The following is a 14,001-nucleotide window of genomic DNA, read 5'->3' as shown; positions in this document are numbered from 1 at the left end:
GCCCAACCGGCCTGCGGTTGGGCGCTGCCATTAGGGGTGAAACTTACCTTGAACATTCTTGACCTCGACCACAGCCTCACCGGCCAGGCGCCGATTGCCCGGCAGTTGGCCAGCGGCCGGGCCACGCGCCTTGATCTGCTGGACCTGGGCCCGAAACTGCGTTTGTGGGCCACCGAAAAAACCTGGAAGCGCTTTGTAGCGCGTCTGGCCCAACGGCCCAGGCCCAGGGATGCGCGACCGGAGATCCTGTTTGTCGGCTCCGGTGACTATCATCATCTCACGCCGGCCTTTTTGGCCGACCTGAAAGAACCCATCAGCCTGATCCACTTCGACAATCACCCCGACTGGGTGCGCTTTGCGCCCAAACGCCACTGTGGTTCGTGGGTCAACCGTGCGCTGAAGATGCCGGCGATAAAACGCATCGTTACCCTCGGCCCGTGCAGTGATGACCTGCATAACCCGCAATTGCGCGGCGGCAACCTCGGCGCCCTCAAGCGCGGCCACTTGCAGCTGTTTCCCTGGCAGCACCCGCCGTCGAAAGTCTGGGGCCGGGTCGGCGACGGTGCCGGCCACCAGCAGCAGGAAAACCACCTGCACTGGCGCAACCTGGCGGACCTGGACTGGGCAGCGTTCCTCGACCAGATGATTGCCAGCCTGCCCACCGAAGCGATTTGGATCACCATCGACAAAGATGTGCTGGCCAGCGAAGACGCCGCCACCAACTGGGACCAGGGCGGCATGCGCCTGACCCACTTGCTCCAGGCCCTGCGGGCTTTGGCGGCGCATAAACGCATCATTGGTATCGACGTGTGCGGTGAGTTCGCTGTGCCGGCGTTCAGCAACGCGTTCAAGCGCTGGGAAGCCAAGTCCGACCAGCCGCCACCGGAGCGCTGGAGTGCGCAGGATCTGCAGCGCAATGCCGCGACCAATGAAGCCTTGATCGACCTGTTTGAGGAGCTGTTTCCGTGACCCTGACCGTGGTGTTGCTGCTGGCCTTTTCCATCGTCCTCGATGTGATTGGCCAGGTGTGTTTCAAGTTGGGCGTGGACCGTTTGCCCCAGCTCGATGGCGGCTTTCGCCTGCGCGCATTCTGGGGCCAGGTATTCAATGCGCCGCTGCTGTGGGCCGGCGTCGGGGCCTATGTGATTGAGTTTTTTGTCTGGCTCGAAGCGCTGTCCCGCGCACCGTTGAGTTTGCTGTTTCCACTGGCGGCGTTGGCCTATTGCCTGGTGGTCCTGGCGGGCAGGGTGGTGCTCAAGGAAACCGTCAGCCGCCGTCGTTGGCTGGGCACGTTGGTGATCACTTTGGGTGTGATGTTGGTAGCAATAGCGGGGAACCAGGCATGACAACGCAAACAATCAATACCGGCTGGCTGCATGGGCGTGTTGGCACCCTGGTGCTGTGGGCGCTGCTGATCGCCACCGAAAGCGCCGGGCAGTTGTTTACCAAGGTGGCCGGTGATCAGTTGGGGCAGATGGATTTCACCTGGCAGTGGCTGGCTGACGTGGCGCGCAACCCGGGGATCCTGGCGGCGATTGCCAGTTATCTCGGTGCGTTTTTCGTATGGATGCTGATCCTGCGGCGCAGCAGTTTGTCCTTGGCATTTCCGTTGAGTTCGCTGGTGTTTGTGGCGGTGCTGCTGGGTTCTTGGCTGGGGTTGGGGGAGCACATCAGCCTGTTGCATTGGGTGGGCGTGGTGGTGATTGTGGCGGGGATTGTGTTGTTGGCGGAGGGGGAGGAGAGCTGAGTGGGCTGGTATGTCGGACTCAGTTCAAAATGTGGGAGGGGGCTTGCCCCCGATGACAGGGTGTCAGTCAACTTATTAATTGACTGACCCACCGCTATCGGCAGCAAGCTCCCTCCCACATTTTGATTTTCTTACATCAGGCTGATCTATACCTGCTTTTTGCTCTGGCTTTTAATCGAAGGTATAGCTGATCGCCGTCTGCACCTGGCCCTGGTTCACATCGCCTGCCTGCTTGACGATGCTGCTCCTGGCTGCCGAACCCACCAGGTGCACCCAGCTGGCACTGGTCAGCAGGGACCAATGGGGCGCCAGGGGGAAGGCGAAGCTTTGGCTCAGCGTCACGTTCTGGAAACCGCCGCTGGCGTTGTAGGGCCGAAAGCCGGTGGCGGCGGCTTCGTTGCTGTCGACGCCGAAGAAGGTGTTGGCCTGGCGTGCATCGGTAAAATGCGCCACCAGGCCACTGCTGCCGATAATCTCGCCACCCAGCGGGTAGCCCAATTCACCGCCGACTTTGCCCAGGGTGCCGCTCTGGGAATGCCCGCCACCCACGGCCTGGCCCAGTTGCGCGTAGACGCGCCAGAAATCGGCCGGGGCGTACTGGATAAAACCGCCGACCTCGGCCATGTCCGACACGTTGCGCAAACCCTGCAACTCGCCGTTGGAAGTGCGCCCCGCCAGGTAATTGATATAAGGGCCGGCGGTGATGCCGTGGCTGTTCAGCGCGCTCCAGGTCAGGCCGTCATCGGTGCTCAGGCTGACGTCTCCCCAGTCCAGGTCCAGGTAGGGCACGGGCCGGGTTTCGTAACGGCTGCCGCTGGGGTCATGGGGCTGATAGCTCAGGCCCGCGCCCACGTCGCCGCTGATACCGTCCGCCCACGCGGCACTGGAAGCGCTGCACAGCCCAAGTAGAGCGGTGAATACAGCAGATGTGAGCTTGGACATGGTGCGTTTTCCTAAGGTGGACAGGCGCGCATGAACGCGCAAACCCTCGCCTCTGTGCAAGCACTCATCTTGTTTGTAGCAAGCTACAAAAATTGTAGCTCCCAAGACACGTTGTCCTCTGAAAATCCTGAAAACCCCCAGCCCCGCTGGGCTTTGGCCAGTTGGCACAGTCCCTGCTCTATCCCTTGGCAAGCGCATACAGCGCACTCTCCAAGGCCCTTTACCTAAAGGAAAGGCAGATGATCCACTGGCATATCGTGTGTGACTTCGATGGGACCATTACCCCCACGGATGTCATCGACAACGTACTCCAACGCTTCGCCGGCCCCGAGTGGGAAACCATCGAACAGCAATGGCTGGATGGGCACATCGGTTCACGCGAATGCCTGAGCCGCCAACTGGCGCTGATCAAGGCGACCCCAAGTGAACTGCTGGCGTATTTCGACAGCGTCGAGATCGACCCGGATTTTCCGGATTTCGTCGATCACGTCATGGACCTGGGCGCGACCATCGAAGTGGTCAGCGACGGCATCGAACAAGGCATCGCCCGCATCCTGTCCCGCCACTACGTGACCCTGCTGCCGATCCTTGCCAACCGCCTGCGCCAGGTCGACCACAACAGCTGGCGCATCGACTTCCCCTATGCCAGCGATGCGTGCCGCGCCGCGTCCGGCAACTGCAAGTGCAAATCCACCCCGCGCAACAAGCGCGTGCTGGTGATCGGCGACGGCAAATCGGACATGTGCGTGGCCTCCACTGCGGACTTCGTGTTCGCCAAAGGCAGCCTCGCCGAATATTGCGTCGCCAACCAGATTCCTCACGCGCGCTTCGACACCTTCGCCGAAGTGCCTGCATTGCTGGCCAAGCTGCCACAGGGCATCGCCGCCAACGCCACCACCTTCAATACCTCTGCTGACAATCAGGAACTCTTCCATCATGTCTGATATCCGTATCGCTACCGCCGAAGACCAGGTTCTGCTGGATAAAGAAGCCAAGTACTGCTCCTACGGCGACACCGTTCACTACATCGAGCCGCCGCGTATTTTCAGTCGCTGCGAAGGCTCTTATGTTTGGGACACCGAAGACCAGGCCTACCTCGACCTGCAAATGTGGTACTCGGCCGTCAACTTCGGCTATGCCAACCCGCGCCTGAACAACGCGCTGAAAAAGCAGATCGACACCCTGCCGCAAATCGCCAGCCAGTACCTGCACAAAGGCAAGATCGAGCTGTCGGAAATGATCGCGGTCGATGCCAAGAACAAGTTCGGCCTCGATGGCCGTGTGCACTTCAACGTCGGCGGTTCGCAATCGATTGAAGACTCGTTGAAGGTGGTGCGTAACGCCAGCAACGGCAAGAGCCTGATGTTCGCCTTCGAGGGCGGCTACCATGGCCGTACCCTCGGCGCCTCATCGATTACTTCCAGCTTCCGCTACCGTCGTCGCTACGGTCACTTTGGCGAGCGCGCCAACTTTATCCCGTTCCCGTATCACTTCCGTGGCCCGAAAGGCATGACCAAGGAAGAATACGGCAGCCACTGCGTGCAACAATTCGCGCGCTTGTTCGAGACTGAATACAACGGCGTCTGGGACCCTAAAACCAAACAGTGCGAATATGCAGCGTTCTATGTGGAGCCGATCCAGGGCACCGGCGGCTACGTGATCCCGCCGATGAACTTCTATCGCGAACTCAAGCATGTGCTGGACCAGCACGGCATCCTGATGGTATCGGATGAAATCCAGATGGGCTTCTACCGCACCGGCAAGCTGTGGTCGATCGAACACTTCGACGTACAGCCGGACGTGATCGTGTTCGGCAAGGCGCTGACCAACGGCCTCAACCCACTGGGCGGCATCTGGGCCCGTGAAGAGTTGATCAACCCGAAGATCTTCCCGCCAGGTTCGACCCACTCCACCTTCGCCTCCAACCCGTTGGGTACGGCGGTGGGCCTGGAGATGTTCAAGATGACCAGCGAAGTCGACTACGGCGCGATGGTCATGGCCAAGGGCAAATACTTCCTGGAAGGCTTGCAAGACCTGCAGAAACGCTTCCCGATCATCGGCGACGTCGATGGCCTGGGCCTGGCGCTGCGCTGCGAAATCTGCGGGCCGGACGGCTTCACACCGGACAAGGCGACCCTGGACTACATGGTCGAAGAAGGCATGAAAGGCGACATGGTCGTAGACGGCCAGAAACTGGGGTTGATCCTCGACGTAGGCGGTTACTACAAGAACGTGATCACCCTGGCCCCGTCCCTGGAAATCAGCTACCCGGAAATCGACCTGGGCCTGAAGTTGCTGGAGCAACTGCTGGTGCGAGCGACCAAGCGGTGAATGCTCAAGGGATCGACCTCGGTGAAGGCACTGCCGGCTTCGTTCTCGGTGATGGTCCGGTCGGGATCCTGTTGATCCACGGCCTGACCGGCACACCGACCGAGTTGCGCCAGGTCGCCAAGGGCCTGGTCAAGGCGGGTAACTGCACGGTGTATGTGCCGACGTTGGCCGGGCATTGCGGCGACAACAGCGACCTGCAAGCCACCGGTTGGCTGGACTGGTACGAAGGCGTGCGCAAAACCTTCGTACAGGTCAGGCAACGCCACGAGCAGGTGTTCGTCGGTGGCTTGTCCATGGGGGCGGTGATGTCGATGTATGTCGCATCTGAACACCCAGGGCAAGTCGACGGGCTGCTGATGTATTCCACCACCTTGAAGTACGACGGCTGGAGCATTAACAAGCTGGCGTTCCTCACGCCGTTGCTGATGAAGATTCCGTTCGGCGTGCACATCTGCCGCTTCGAAGAGAAGCCGCCTTACGGCATCAAGAACGAGCGCCTGCGGGCCATCGTCGAGCGGCAGATGAAGGAAGGGGAAAGCAGCGAGGCGGGGTTGCTGACCATGGAAGGCATCACAGTGCGCGAGTTGCACCGTATGAACGCCGTGGTCAAGAAACGCATGCCCCAGGTCAAGGTACCGGCGCTGGTGTTGCACTCCATCGAGGATGACATCACCAGCCGTTGGAACGCCGACTACGTGGAGCGTCACCTCGGTGGACCGGTGAGCAAGATCCTGTTGGACAACTGCTACCACATGATCACGGTCGATTTGCAGTACCGGCGGGTGATCGAGTTGAGTGCCGGGTTTGTCGCGCAGCACACAGTCTTCAAATCAATGCAGGCCCCTGTGGGAGCTGGCTTGTCGGATCGCCGCACCGCTGCGATGGCATCACTGCAATCCGCCTGATACACCGCGGCGCCTGCATCGCAGGCAAGCCAGCTCCCACATTGGATCGGCGTTCGCCATAGAAATAAGGGCAATCTGTGCTAACCACCCAAGCCTTCCCGACCATCCGCGCCATTCAGCGCGATGCCTGGAACGACTGTTTTCCCGGTGCCCTGGAGGATTGGGACTATTACCTGGCCGTGGAAAACGCCGCCATCGATGACTTTCAGTGGCGTTACCTGGCGGTCTACCAGGATCAAACCCTGGTGGCTGTGGCTGCCGCGTTCATCACCCATTATCGCCTCGACACCACAGTGTCGGGGGCCGGCAAGCGCCTGACCGAGCGCCTGGACCGGCTGTGGCCGGGTGCTTTGCAAGTGGCGTTGTACGCCATCGGTTCGCCGGTGGCTGAGCGCTGTGATGCCGGGGTCGCCAGCCATGTGCCAGAGGCCCGGCGCCCGTTGTTGCTGCAACGGTTGCTGGCGGCTGCGCGTGGCGATGCCAATCAGTTCGGTATCGGGTTGGTGGCGGTCAAGGACGCGCCGAGCAACGACCCGCATTGGGTCGATAGCTGCCGCGCCGCGGGCTTTCAAAGCATGCCAAGTCTGCCGACTGGTGTGTTGCCGCTGCCCTACGGTTCGGTGGACGCGTACCTGGGGTCGCTGGGCAAATCCACGCGCAAGGACCTGCGCCGCAAGCTGCGCGCACCGGGGCCGCGGGTCGAGTGGCGCCGTAATATCGATGACGTGCTGCCTGAGGTCATGCGCCTGTATGAAGCAACGCTGATGCGCGCGGACCTGCAGTTCGAGCGCCTGCCCGCCGGTTACTTCACGCAAGTGCTCGAACAACTCAACGAGCGGGCGGTCTGTGTTCTTTACTGGGTGGGCGAACACCTGGTGGCGTTCAACCTGATCCTGCTGGACGAGCATCGGCTGGTGGACAAGTTCTTTGGCCACGACATCCAGTTCAGCCGCGAATACAACCTGTACTTTCGCAGTTGGCTGACCAATGTCGACTATTGCATTCAACACAATATCCCGCTGTACGAGTGCGGCCAGGCCGGGTATGCCAGTAAACTGCGCCTGGGGTGCGAGTTCCAGGGCAACAGCCTGTTCTTCCGCCACCGCAACCGGCTGGTCAACGGCCTGCTCAAGCTTGTGAAACTGTTTATTCGACCGGATCGTTCCGACCCTGCCATGGCTGCTGCGATAAGCGAAACCTGATGATCACCAAGACCCGCCAGAAAGCCCGCCCCTTTGCCATTTCGCGTTGGAGCGTCCAGCGCAAGCTGGTGCTGGCGTTCTGGCTGGTCAGCGTTATTCCGACCATGATCGCGGCCGAGCTGGCCGCCACCACGCTGTCGCAGATTTTCGACAGCAACGTACGCATCTGGCTGCAAGAGTCGACCAAGATCGTCAAGGACGAGATCGGCGACATCCTTCATGACAACGCGCGCATGGCCAAACTGTTCCTGCGCTACACCAGCCCGCCGTCGTCCAAACAAGCCGCCAAGCATGACCGGCTGACCGCCGATATCGCCGAGGCTACCGATATCGACGTGGTGGCGCTGATTCGCACCAGTGACCATAAAGTGGTATTCAGCACGGCCGCCGATGACATCGTCAGGCAGATCAGCCTGACCAGCAACGCGGTGCTGCAGACCGTGCAAGTCGCCGGGGTGAGCACCGGCCTGGTGGTGTCGACTTTCGAAACCAGCCGTGACGGCATTGATTACCTGCTGTTGGTCGCGACCTATCTGGACAGCAGTTTCCTTACCAGCGTGGCCGATGTGCACTCCCTTGACCTGCGTCTTTACCTGGCCAACCCCGCTGGCTTTTCCGAAATATTTTCCACCCAGCGCTTCGAGAATCACCCGTCGCGCATCCCGAAAAACGTCGAGGCTGCACTGCGCAGTACCAAACAACCCAGCGAGCAGTTCACCAACCAGTACAGCGGCTTGTATTGGCCGATCTTCAACGATGCCGGCGAGCTGCAAGGGGTGATCTTCAGCGGCCTGTTGCGTCATACCAGCCTGGTGGGGCTGGTGAACCAGAGCAACCTGTTCGTGCTGATCTTCCTGCTCAGCTCGGCCCTGTCCCTGGCGGCCGGGTTGCTGGTGTCGCGGCGCCTGACCAAGCCCTTGCGGGACTTGTCCGAGGGCGTGGACGCGGTGATTTCGGGCAATTACACGCACCGCGTGATGGTCAGCGGCGGTGACGAACTGGCGCAATTGAGCAGCACCTTCAACCACATGACCGAGCGTCTGGGTGAATTGCATCACCTCGAAGCCCAACTGCGCCGACGTGATCGCCTGCACGCCCTGGGTGAAGTCGCCATGGGCCTGGCCCACGAAATCCGCAACCCGCTGGGCATCATCAAGACCGCCACCCAACTGTTACACCGGCGCGCCGACCTCGCGGATACCGACAAGCGCCATCTGGAATATGTCATCAGCGAGGTCAGCCGCATCAACGACCTGATCACCGAGTTCCTCGACTTCGCCAAGCCCAACCCACCGATCCGCGTGTTGCAGCCGGCCCGCACATTGGTGGAAGAGATCCTCGGTTTCTGCAGCCCGGAGCTGAGCAGCCACAACATCGATGCCCAGATTGACGACCAGGCGCCCGAGGCCACCATCTACGCCGACGCCAAGCAGCTCAAGCAGGCCTGCCTCAACCTGATTCTCAATGCTATCGATGCGATGCCCGAAGGCGGGCGCCTGACCCTGGGGATCCGCAGCGTCGGCGGCAACACAGTGATCAGCATCGCCGACACCGGCCAGGGCATTGCCACGGATATGGTCGAGCGCATCTTTACGCCATTCGTCACCACCAAGGCGTCGGGCACCGGGCTGGGCCTGGCCAAAGTCTATTCGATCATGGAAAGTCATGACGGCAGCATCGAATGCGCCAGCGAGAAAGATGCCGGCGCCACGTTCAGCCTGTACATTCCGGCTAACGGTGAAGACGACGGCGAAGACGAGGACGGGCATGACGCATAACGTATTAGTGGTGGATGACGAGCCCAAGCTGTGTGACCTGTTGTCGTCCGCCCTGAGCCAGAACGGCATCCAGGTATTCAGCGCGGGCAACGGCCTGCATGCCCTCAAGGTACTGGGAGATGAGGACATCGACCTGGTCATCAGCGACTGGCGCATGCCGGGCATGGATGGCCCGGCGCTGTTGGCCGAGATCAAGCTGCGCTACCCCCAGGTGCCGGTGATCGTGATGACCGCCTACAGCACGGTGAAAAATGCCGTGCAATCGATGCGCAACGGCGCCTATGACTACATCGCCAAGCCGTTCGATATCGACGAGCTGGACATCACCGTGGCCAAGGCCCTGCAATTTCGCGACATCATGCGCGATAACGCCCGCATGCGCGCCGAACTGGACGAGCATGCACAGTTTGACAGCCTGGTCGGCGACAGCCCGGCGTTCCGCAAGGTATTGCAGGCGGTGGATTCGGTACGTGACAGCAGCGCGACCATCCTGCTGACCGGCGAAAGCGGTACCGGCAAGGAAATGGTCGCCCGCGCCATCCACAAGCACGGCAGCCGCGCCGACAAACCTTTCGTGGCAGTCAACTGCGCGGCGATTCCTGAAGGCCTGCTGGAAAGTGAAATGTTCGGCCATCGCAAAGGCGCTTTCACCGGCGCCGTGGCCGACCGGGTCGGGCGCTTCATGCAAGCCGACAAAGGCACGTTGTTTCTCGACGAAGTCGGGGATATGCCACTGGCATTGCAGGCCAAGATTTTGCGTGCCTTGCAAGAGCGGGTGATCGAGCCGGTGGGCGACCCGCGGGAGCGCAAGGTGGATGTGCGGGTGATCGCCGCCACCAACAAGAACCTGCTGGATGCAGTGGCCAACAAAGAGTTTCGTGAAGACCTGTATTACCGCCTCAACGTGTTCCCGATTCCGCTGCCGGCCTTGCGCGAGCGCGTGGAAGACATCGCACCCCTGGCCCGGCACTTTGCCCGGACCTTGAGCGCCACTGCCGGCAAACGCATTACCGGTTTCAGCCCCGAGGCGTTGCAGGCCATGGCGGCGTATCACTGGCCGGGCAATATCCGCGAGCTACAGAACTGCGTGGAGCGTGCGACCATCGTGGCGGCGTCGCCGGTGATCGAAGATATTGATTTGCCCGGGTATCTGTTTGCTTCCAAGCCGAGCGAGATGACGGCGGTCCTCAGCGACGGGCCGGGCGTGCCGCGGGACCTGGATGCGGCGTTGGCGGAGGTGGAGAAGGCCTACATCCTCGCGGCATTGCAAGAGAGCAATGGCGTTCAGGCCGCGGCGGCGCAGCGCATCGGGATTTCCGAGCGCAGCTTCTGGTATCGCCTGAAAAAGCTAGGCATCCAAGTCGACAAGATAGTCCGCTGACATACTGCGGGCAAAAAAAGTGGGAGGGGGCTTGCCCCTCTCCCATATTTTTGCCCGAGTTGAGTCAGGTATGGAGGCGTACCCACACGCTGACCAGTACCGTCGCGGCCATCAACCACGCCACGGCCGCCACAGCGAGTGACGCTTCCAGCCGCATCCGGTCCACCATCACATACAGCGTCGCCAGATACACAAAATACGGAATGATCGACCACATTCCAAACACAATGGTGGTCTTCAAATCCTCCACCGAACGGCCTTTACCGACGATGTAGTGGGCGATCAACGCAAAGGTCGGAAACAGCGGCACCAGCCCTGCGATGTAATAGTTCCTGGTCTTGGCCAACGCTGCGAGGATCAACACCACCGCCGCGCCGAGGGCGGCCTTCAAAAACAGGTCCATCAGTGGCTCAGCCCGTATTTCTTGACCTTGTCGAACAACGTGGTCTTGGCCATTCCCAGTTCCTGGCTGGCCTGGGTCAGGTTGCCGCCGCTGCGTTGCAGGGCGTCGCTGAGCAGGTTGCGCTCAAAGGCTTCCACTGCCTCGGTAAAGGCCAGGCCCTGGTTACCGCTGCCGGTGCCGCTTTTCTTGAAGGCGGGCAGGCCGAGGGCGAAGCGTTCGGCGACGTTGCGTAGCTCCCGCACGTTGCCCGGCCAGTCGTGGCTCATCAGGCTGGACAGGGTCTGGTTGTCGAGGTCCGGGACGCTGCGGTCGAAGCGCAGTGACGATTGCTGCAGGAAGTGTTCGAACAGCTGCAGGATGTCTTCGCGCCGTTCGCGCAGGGGCGGCAGTTCCAGGGTCACCACATTGAGGCGGTAGTACAGGTCACTGCGGAACTGGCTGGCGCGGCTCAGTTCGTCGAGGTCGGACTTGGTGGCGGCGATAACCCGGCAATCCACCGCCACGCTCTGGTTCGAACCCAGGCGTTCCAGGGTGCGTTCCTGCAAGACACGCAGCAGTTTGATCTGCAGGTTGATCGGCATGCTTTCCACTTCATCGAGGAAAAGTGTGCCTTGGTGGGCGTGCTCGATCTTGCCGATGCGGCGCTTGCCGGCGCCGGTAAAGGCATTGGCTTCGTGGCCGAAAATTTCGCTTTCGAACAGGTTCTCCGGCAAGCCCCCGCAGTTCAAGGCGACGAACTGGTGGGAATGGCGCCGGCTGAAATCATGCAGGCAGCGCGCGACCAATTCCTTGCCGGTGCCGGTCTCGCCTTCGATCAGCACGTTGGCCGAGGTGTCGGCGACGTTGGCGATCAGTTCGCGCAGGTTTTGCATCGCCGGCGAGCGGCCAATGATGCGCCCTTCCAACGAGTCGCGCTCGGCCAGTTGGCGCCGCAACGACCAGACTTCCCGCGCCAGCCCGCGCTGCTCCAGGGCGCGGCGGGCGACTTCCACCAGGCGCTCGGGGGAGAAGGGCTTTTCCATGAAATCGTAAGCGCCATTGCGCATGGCACCGACCGCCATGGAGATGTCGCCGTGCCCGGTGATCAGCACCACCGGCAGGCTTTTATCCAGGGCCTTGAGTCGGGTCAGCAGTTCCAGGCCGTCGATGCCCGGCAGGCGGATATCGCTGATGACGATGCCGGCGAAGTTTTCGCCGATGCGATGCAGCGCCTCTTCGGCACTGCCCACGCCGACGCTGGGAATGTCTTCCAGCGCCAGGGCTTGCTGGCAGCCGAGCAGCACATGGGGGTCGTCCTCGACGATCAGCACGGTGAGGTCGTCGGTCGCAGTTGTAGTGTCTGTATTCATGTCGACTCAGCTTGTTGAGCGCCCACCAGCGGCAGGCTCAGGACAAAGGCAGTACCACCACCGGCAGGGTGCTCCACGGCGAGATTGCCGCCGGTGGCCGCTGCGAGGCTGGCCGATAGCGTCAGGCCCAGGCCCAGGCCCTGCTCGCCAGGCTTGGTGGTGAAGAACGGTTCGAACAAATGCTTGCGCGTCTCGGGGTCGATGCCATGGCCGTTGTCACGCACCCGCAGGCGGTATTTGCCATCGACGACCTGGCCTTCCAGCCACAACTGCGGTGCCGTTTGCGCTTGCATCGCATCAAGGGCATTGCCGATCAGGTTGACCAGGATCTGCTCCAGGCGCGTCTGGTCGATCTGCAATTGGACGTTGATGAAGTCACGGTGCAAGGTCAACGGCAGGCCGTCCAGGCGTGCGCCCAGCACCTGGAACGCGGCGTCCACGGCCTTGCCGAGGTTGGCTTCGCCCTGGTCGTCACCGCGTCGGGCAAAGGAGCGCAGGCTGGCGGTGATGCGGCCCATGCGGTCGATCAATTCGTTGATGGCCTTGAGGTTGGTACTGGCGGTGTCCAGGGCGCCGCGCTCGAGGAAACGCACCGTGTTGCCCGACAGCGTGCGCAGGGCCGCCAGCGGTTGGTTCAATTCGTGGGCGATGCTGGTAGACATCTGGCCGATGGCCGCGAGTTTGCCGGCCTGCACCAGTTCGTCCTGGGCGTGGCGCAGGGTTTCTTCGGCCTGGCGCCGTTCGCGGATCTGGCCCTTGAGCCGTTCGTTGCTGGCGCGCAGGTCGGCGGTGCGTTCGGCAATCCGCCGTTCCAGCTGGCTGTTGGCTTCCTGCAGGGCTTCCCGGGCGGCGAGGCGGGTGGCAATGACCTTGCGCCGTTCATTCCAGGCAATCAGCAAGAAGGCCACCAGGCCAAAGGCAACGGCTACCAGGATGCCCTGGTTGATCGCGGCGCGGCGCAGGTCGTTGAGCGGGGTGAGCAAGGTGAAATGCCACGGTGTGTCGTTGAGCGGACGGGTTTGCGCCAGGTAGCTGACGGCGTGCTCGTCGTTGACTACTTCGCTGTTGGCCGGGAAGGTCAGTTTCTCGGTGCCTTCGTTCAGGCGCTCACGGGCCAGGGGCTGCAGTTCGTTGAGCGTTGCCCAGTAATATTGCAGGCTGTGGGCCAGGCGTTCCTTGGTGTCTTCGCTCAGTGGGCGTACGGCCTTGAGGCGGCGGGCCGGGTCGCTGGAGAGGATGATGATGCCGTTCTCGTCGCTTACGAAGGCTTCGAGGCGGGCGCGTTGCCAGCGTTCTTCCAAGGCTTCGAGGCGGACCTTGACCACCGCGACGCCGATGATCTTGCCATGCTCTTCCAGGCCATGGGCCAGGTAATAGCCGGGTTCGCCGTTGGTACTGCCGATGCCATAGAAACGGCCGGGCTGGCCGCGTACTGCATTCTGGAAATAGGCGCGGAAGGACAGGTCTTCGCCCTGGTAACTGTCGGCATCGCGCCAGTTACTGGTGGCCAGCACGCGGCCGGTGGTGTCCATCACATAGATGGCCCGGCTGCGGCTGCGGCGGTTCAGGCCCTCGAGGTAAGCATTGACCGTGGTGCGGGTTTCCTGGTTCGGGTCGGCCAGCAACTGCGAAACGCTCGACTCGAGTTCCAGCAGGCTGGGCAGGTAGGTGTATTTGCTCAGTTCGCTTTCGACGGTGCGGGCGTGCAGCTCCAACTGGCGTTCGCCGTTGTCGCTGAGGGTGCGGATGCCATAGTACTCACTGACCCAGAAGCCGATATAACCCAAGCCGACCATCAGGGCGATGATCAACGGCGGCAGGAACAGTTGGCGAATCAGACGAGGCTTCACGGCAAGTGATGGCGGCGCGGCGCGATATTGATTGGGGTCGCATTTCATCACAGATGCCTTGGGTCAACCAGAGCTGCCAGCCTGTGTGGTCCAGTGTGGGAGGGGGCTTGCCC

The 14,001-nt window shown here is 61.6% G+C and carries 13 protein-coding genes; 9 read left to right on the top strand and 4 right to left on the bottom strand.

Annotated elements, in window-relative coordinates; all coding sequences use genetic code 11:
* Nucleotides 1–48: 48 nt before the first annotated feature.
* Genes TU73_RS10870 through TU73_RS10860 form a run of 3 tightly spaced genes read left to right on the top strand, consistent with a single transcriptional unit; the run spans nt 49 to nt 1,747 of the window.
* A complete protein-coding gene (locus TU73_RS10870) occupies nt 49–969 on the top strand; it encodes an arginase family protein (RefSeq protein ID WP_057012199.1) in 921 nt (306 codons plus the stop codon).
* Nucleotides 966–1,346: an EamA family transporter gene (locus TU73_RS10865; protein ID WP_057012172.1), complete on the top strand. Its 381-nt coding sequence runs from the start codon at nt 966–968 to the stop codon at nt 1,344–1,346. Before TU73_RS10870 ends, TU73_RS10865 begins: the two co-directional genes overlap by 4 nt.
* Nucleotides 1,343–1,747: an EamA family transporter gene (locus tag TU73_RS10860; RefSeq protein ID WP_057012171.1), complete on the top strand. Its 405-nt coding sequence runs from the start codon at nt 1,343–1,345 to the stop codon at nt 1,745–1,747. The genes TU73_RS10865 and TU73_RS10860 overlap by 4 nt, the downstream gene beginning before the upstream one ends.
* 171 nt (nt 1,748–1,918) lie before the next feature.
* Here the strand turns inward: TU73_RS10860 and TU73_RS10855 are convergent, their stop codons facing one another.
* Nucleotides 1,919–2,689: a MipA/OmpV family protein gene (locus tag TU73_RS10855; protein WP_057012170.1), complete on the bottom strand. Its 771-nt coding sequence runs from the start codon at nt 2,687–2,689 to the stop codon at nt 1,919–1,921.
* Nucleotides 2,690–2,928: 239 nt separating this feature from the next.
* On the opposite strand from TU73_RS10855, the gene TU73_RS10850 reads away from it, so the two are divergent.
* The 6 genes from TU73_RS10850 to TU73_RS10825 all read left to right on the top strand — a co-directional run bounded on the left by TU73_RS10850 (nt 2,929) and on the right by TU73_RS10825 (nt 10,286).
* Nucleotides 2,929–3,633, top strand: a complete 705-nt coding sequence (locus TU73_RS10850; RefSeq protein ID WP_057012169.1) for an MtnX-like HAD-IB family phosphatase — start codon at nt 2,929–2,931, stop codon at nt 3,631–3,633.
* Complete coding sequence (locus tag TU73_RS10845; RefSeq protein ID WP_057012168.1) at nt 3,626–5,020, top strand: aspartate aminotransferase family protein; 1,395 nt, start codon at nt 3,626–3,628, stop codon at nt 5,018–5,020. The genes TU73_RS10850 and TU73_RS10845 overlap by 8 nt, the downstream gene beginning before the upstream one ends.
* Entirely contained in the window at nt 5,017–5,925 is a 909-nt protein-coding gene (locus tag TU73_RS10840; protein WP_057012167.1) for an alpha/beta hydrolase, read from the top strand. Before TU73_RS10845 ends, TU73_RS10840 begins: the two co-directional genes overlap by 4 nt.
* 77 nt (nt 5,926–6,002) lie before the next feature.
* Complete coding sequence (locus TU73_RS10835; RefSeq protein WP_057012166.1) at nt 6,003–7,127, top strand: GNAT family N-acetyltransferase; 1,125 nt, start codon at nt 6,003–6,005, stop codon at nt 7,125–7,127.
* A complete protein-coding gene (locus TU73_RS10830) occupies nt 7,127–8,905 on the top strand; it encodes a sensor histidine kinase (protein WP_057012165.1) in 1,779 nt (592 codons plus the stop codon). Before TU73_RS10835 ends, TU73_RS10830 begins: the two co-directional genes overlap by 1 nt.
* Entirely contained in the window at nt 8,895–10,286 is a 1,392-nt protein-coding gene (locus TU73_RS10825) for a sigma-54-dependent transcriptional regulator (protein ID WP_057012164.1), read from the top strand. The genes TU73_RS10830 and TU73_RS10825 overlap by 11 nt, the downstream gene beginning before the upstream one ends.
* 64 nt (nt 10,287–10,350) lie before the next feature.
* On the opposite strand, the gene TU73_RS10820 is transcribed toward TU73_RS10825, so the two are convergent.
* Genes TU73_RS10820 through aauS form a run of 3 tightly spaced genes read right to left on the bottom strand, consistent with a single transcriptional unit; the run spans nt 10,351 to nt 13,936 of the window.
* Complete coding sequence (locus tag TU73_RS10820; protein ID WP_057012163.1) at nt 10,351–10,689, bottom strand: GlpM family protein; 339 nt, start codon at nt 10,687–10,689, stop codon at nt 10,351–10,353.
* The gene (gene aauR, locus TU73_RS10815) at nt 10,689–12,038 is read right to left on the bottom strand and encodes a two-component response regulator AauR (protein WP_057012162.1); all 1,350 of its coding nucleotides are present in this window, start codon (nt 12,036–12,038) and stop codon (nt 10,689–10,691) included. Before aauR ends, TU73_RS10820 begins: the two co-directional genes overlap by 1 nt.
* Nucleotides 12,035–13,936: a two-component sensor histidine kinase AauS gene (aauS, locus tag TU73_RS10810; RefSeq protein WP_057012161.1), complete on the bottom strand. Its 1,902-nt coding sequence runs from the start codon at nt 13,934–13,936 to the stop codon at nt 12,035–12,037. Before aauS ends, aauR begins: the two co-directional genes overlap by 4 nt.
* Nucleotides 13,937–14,001: the final 65 nt, after the last annotated feature.

Origin of the sequence: Pseudomonas libanensis (genome assembly GCF_001439685.1) — a bacterium.
In the GTDB taxonomy this organism is placed as follows: domain Bacteria; phylum Pseudomonadota; class Gammaproteobacteria; order Pseudomonadales; family Pseudomonadaceae; genus Aquipseudomonas; species Aquipseudomonas libanensis.
The sequence above is the reverse complement of the archived record's forward strand: the minus strand, read 5'-3'. Positions and strand labels throughout refer to the sequence as shown.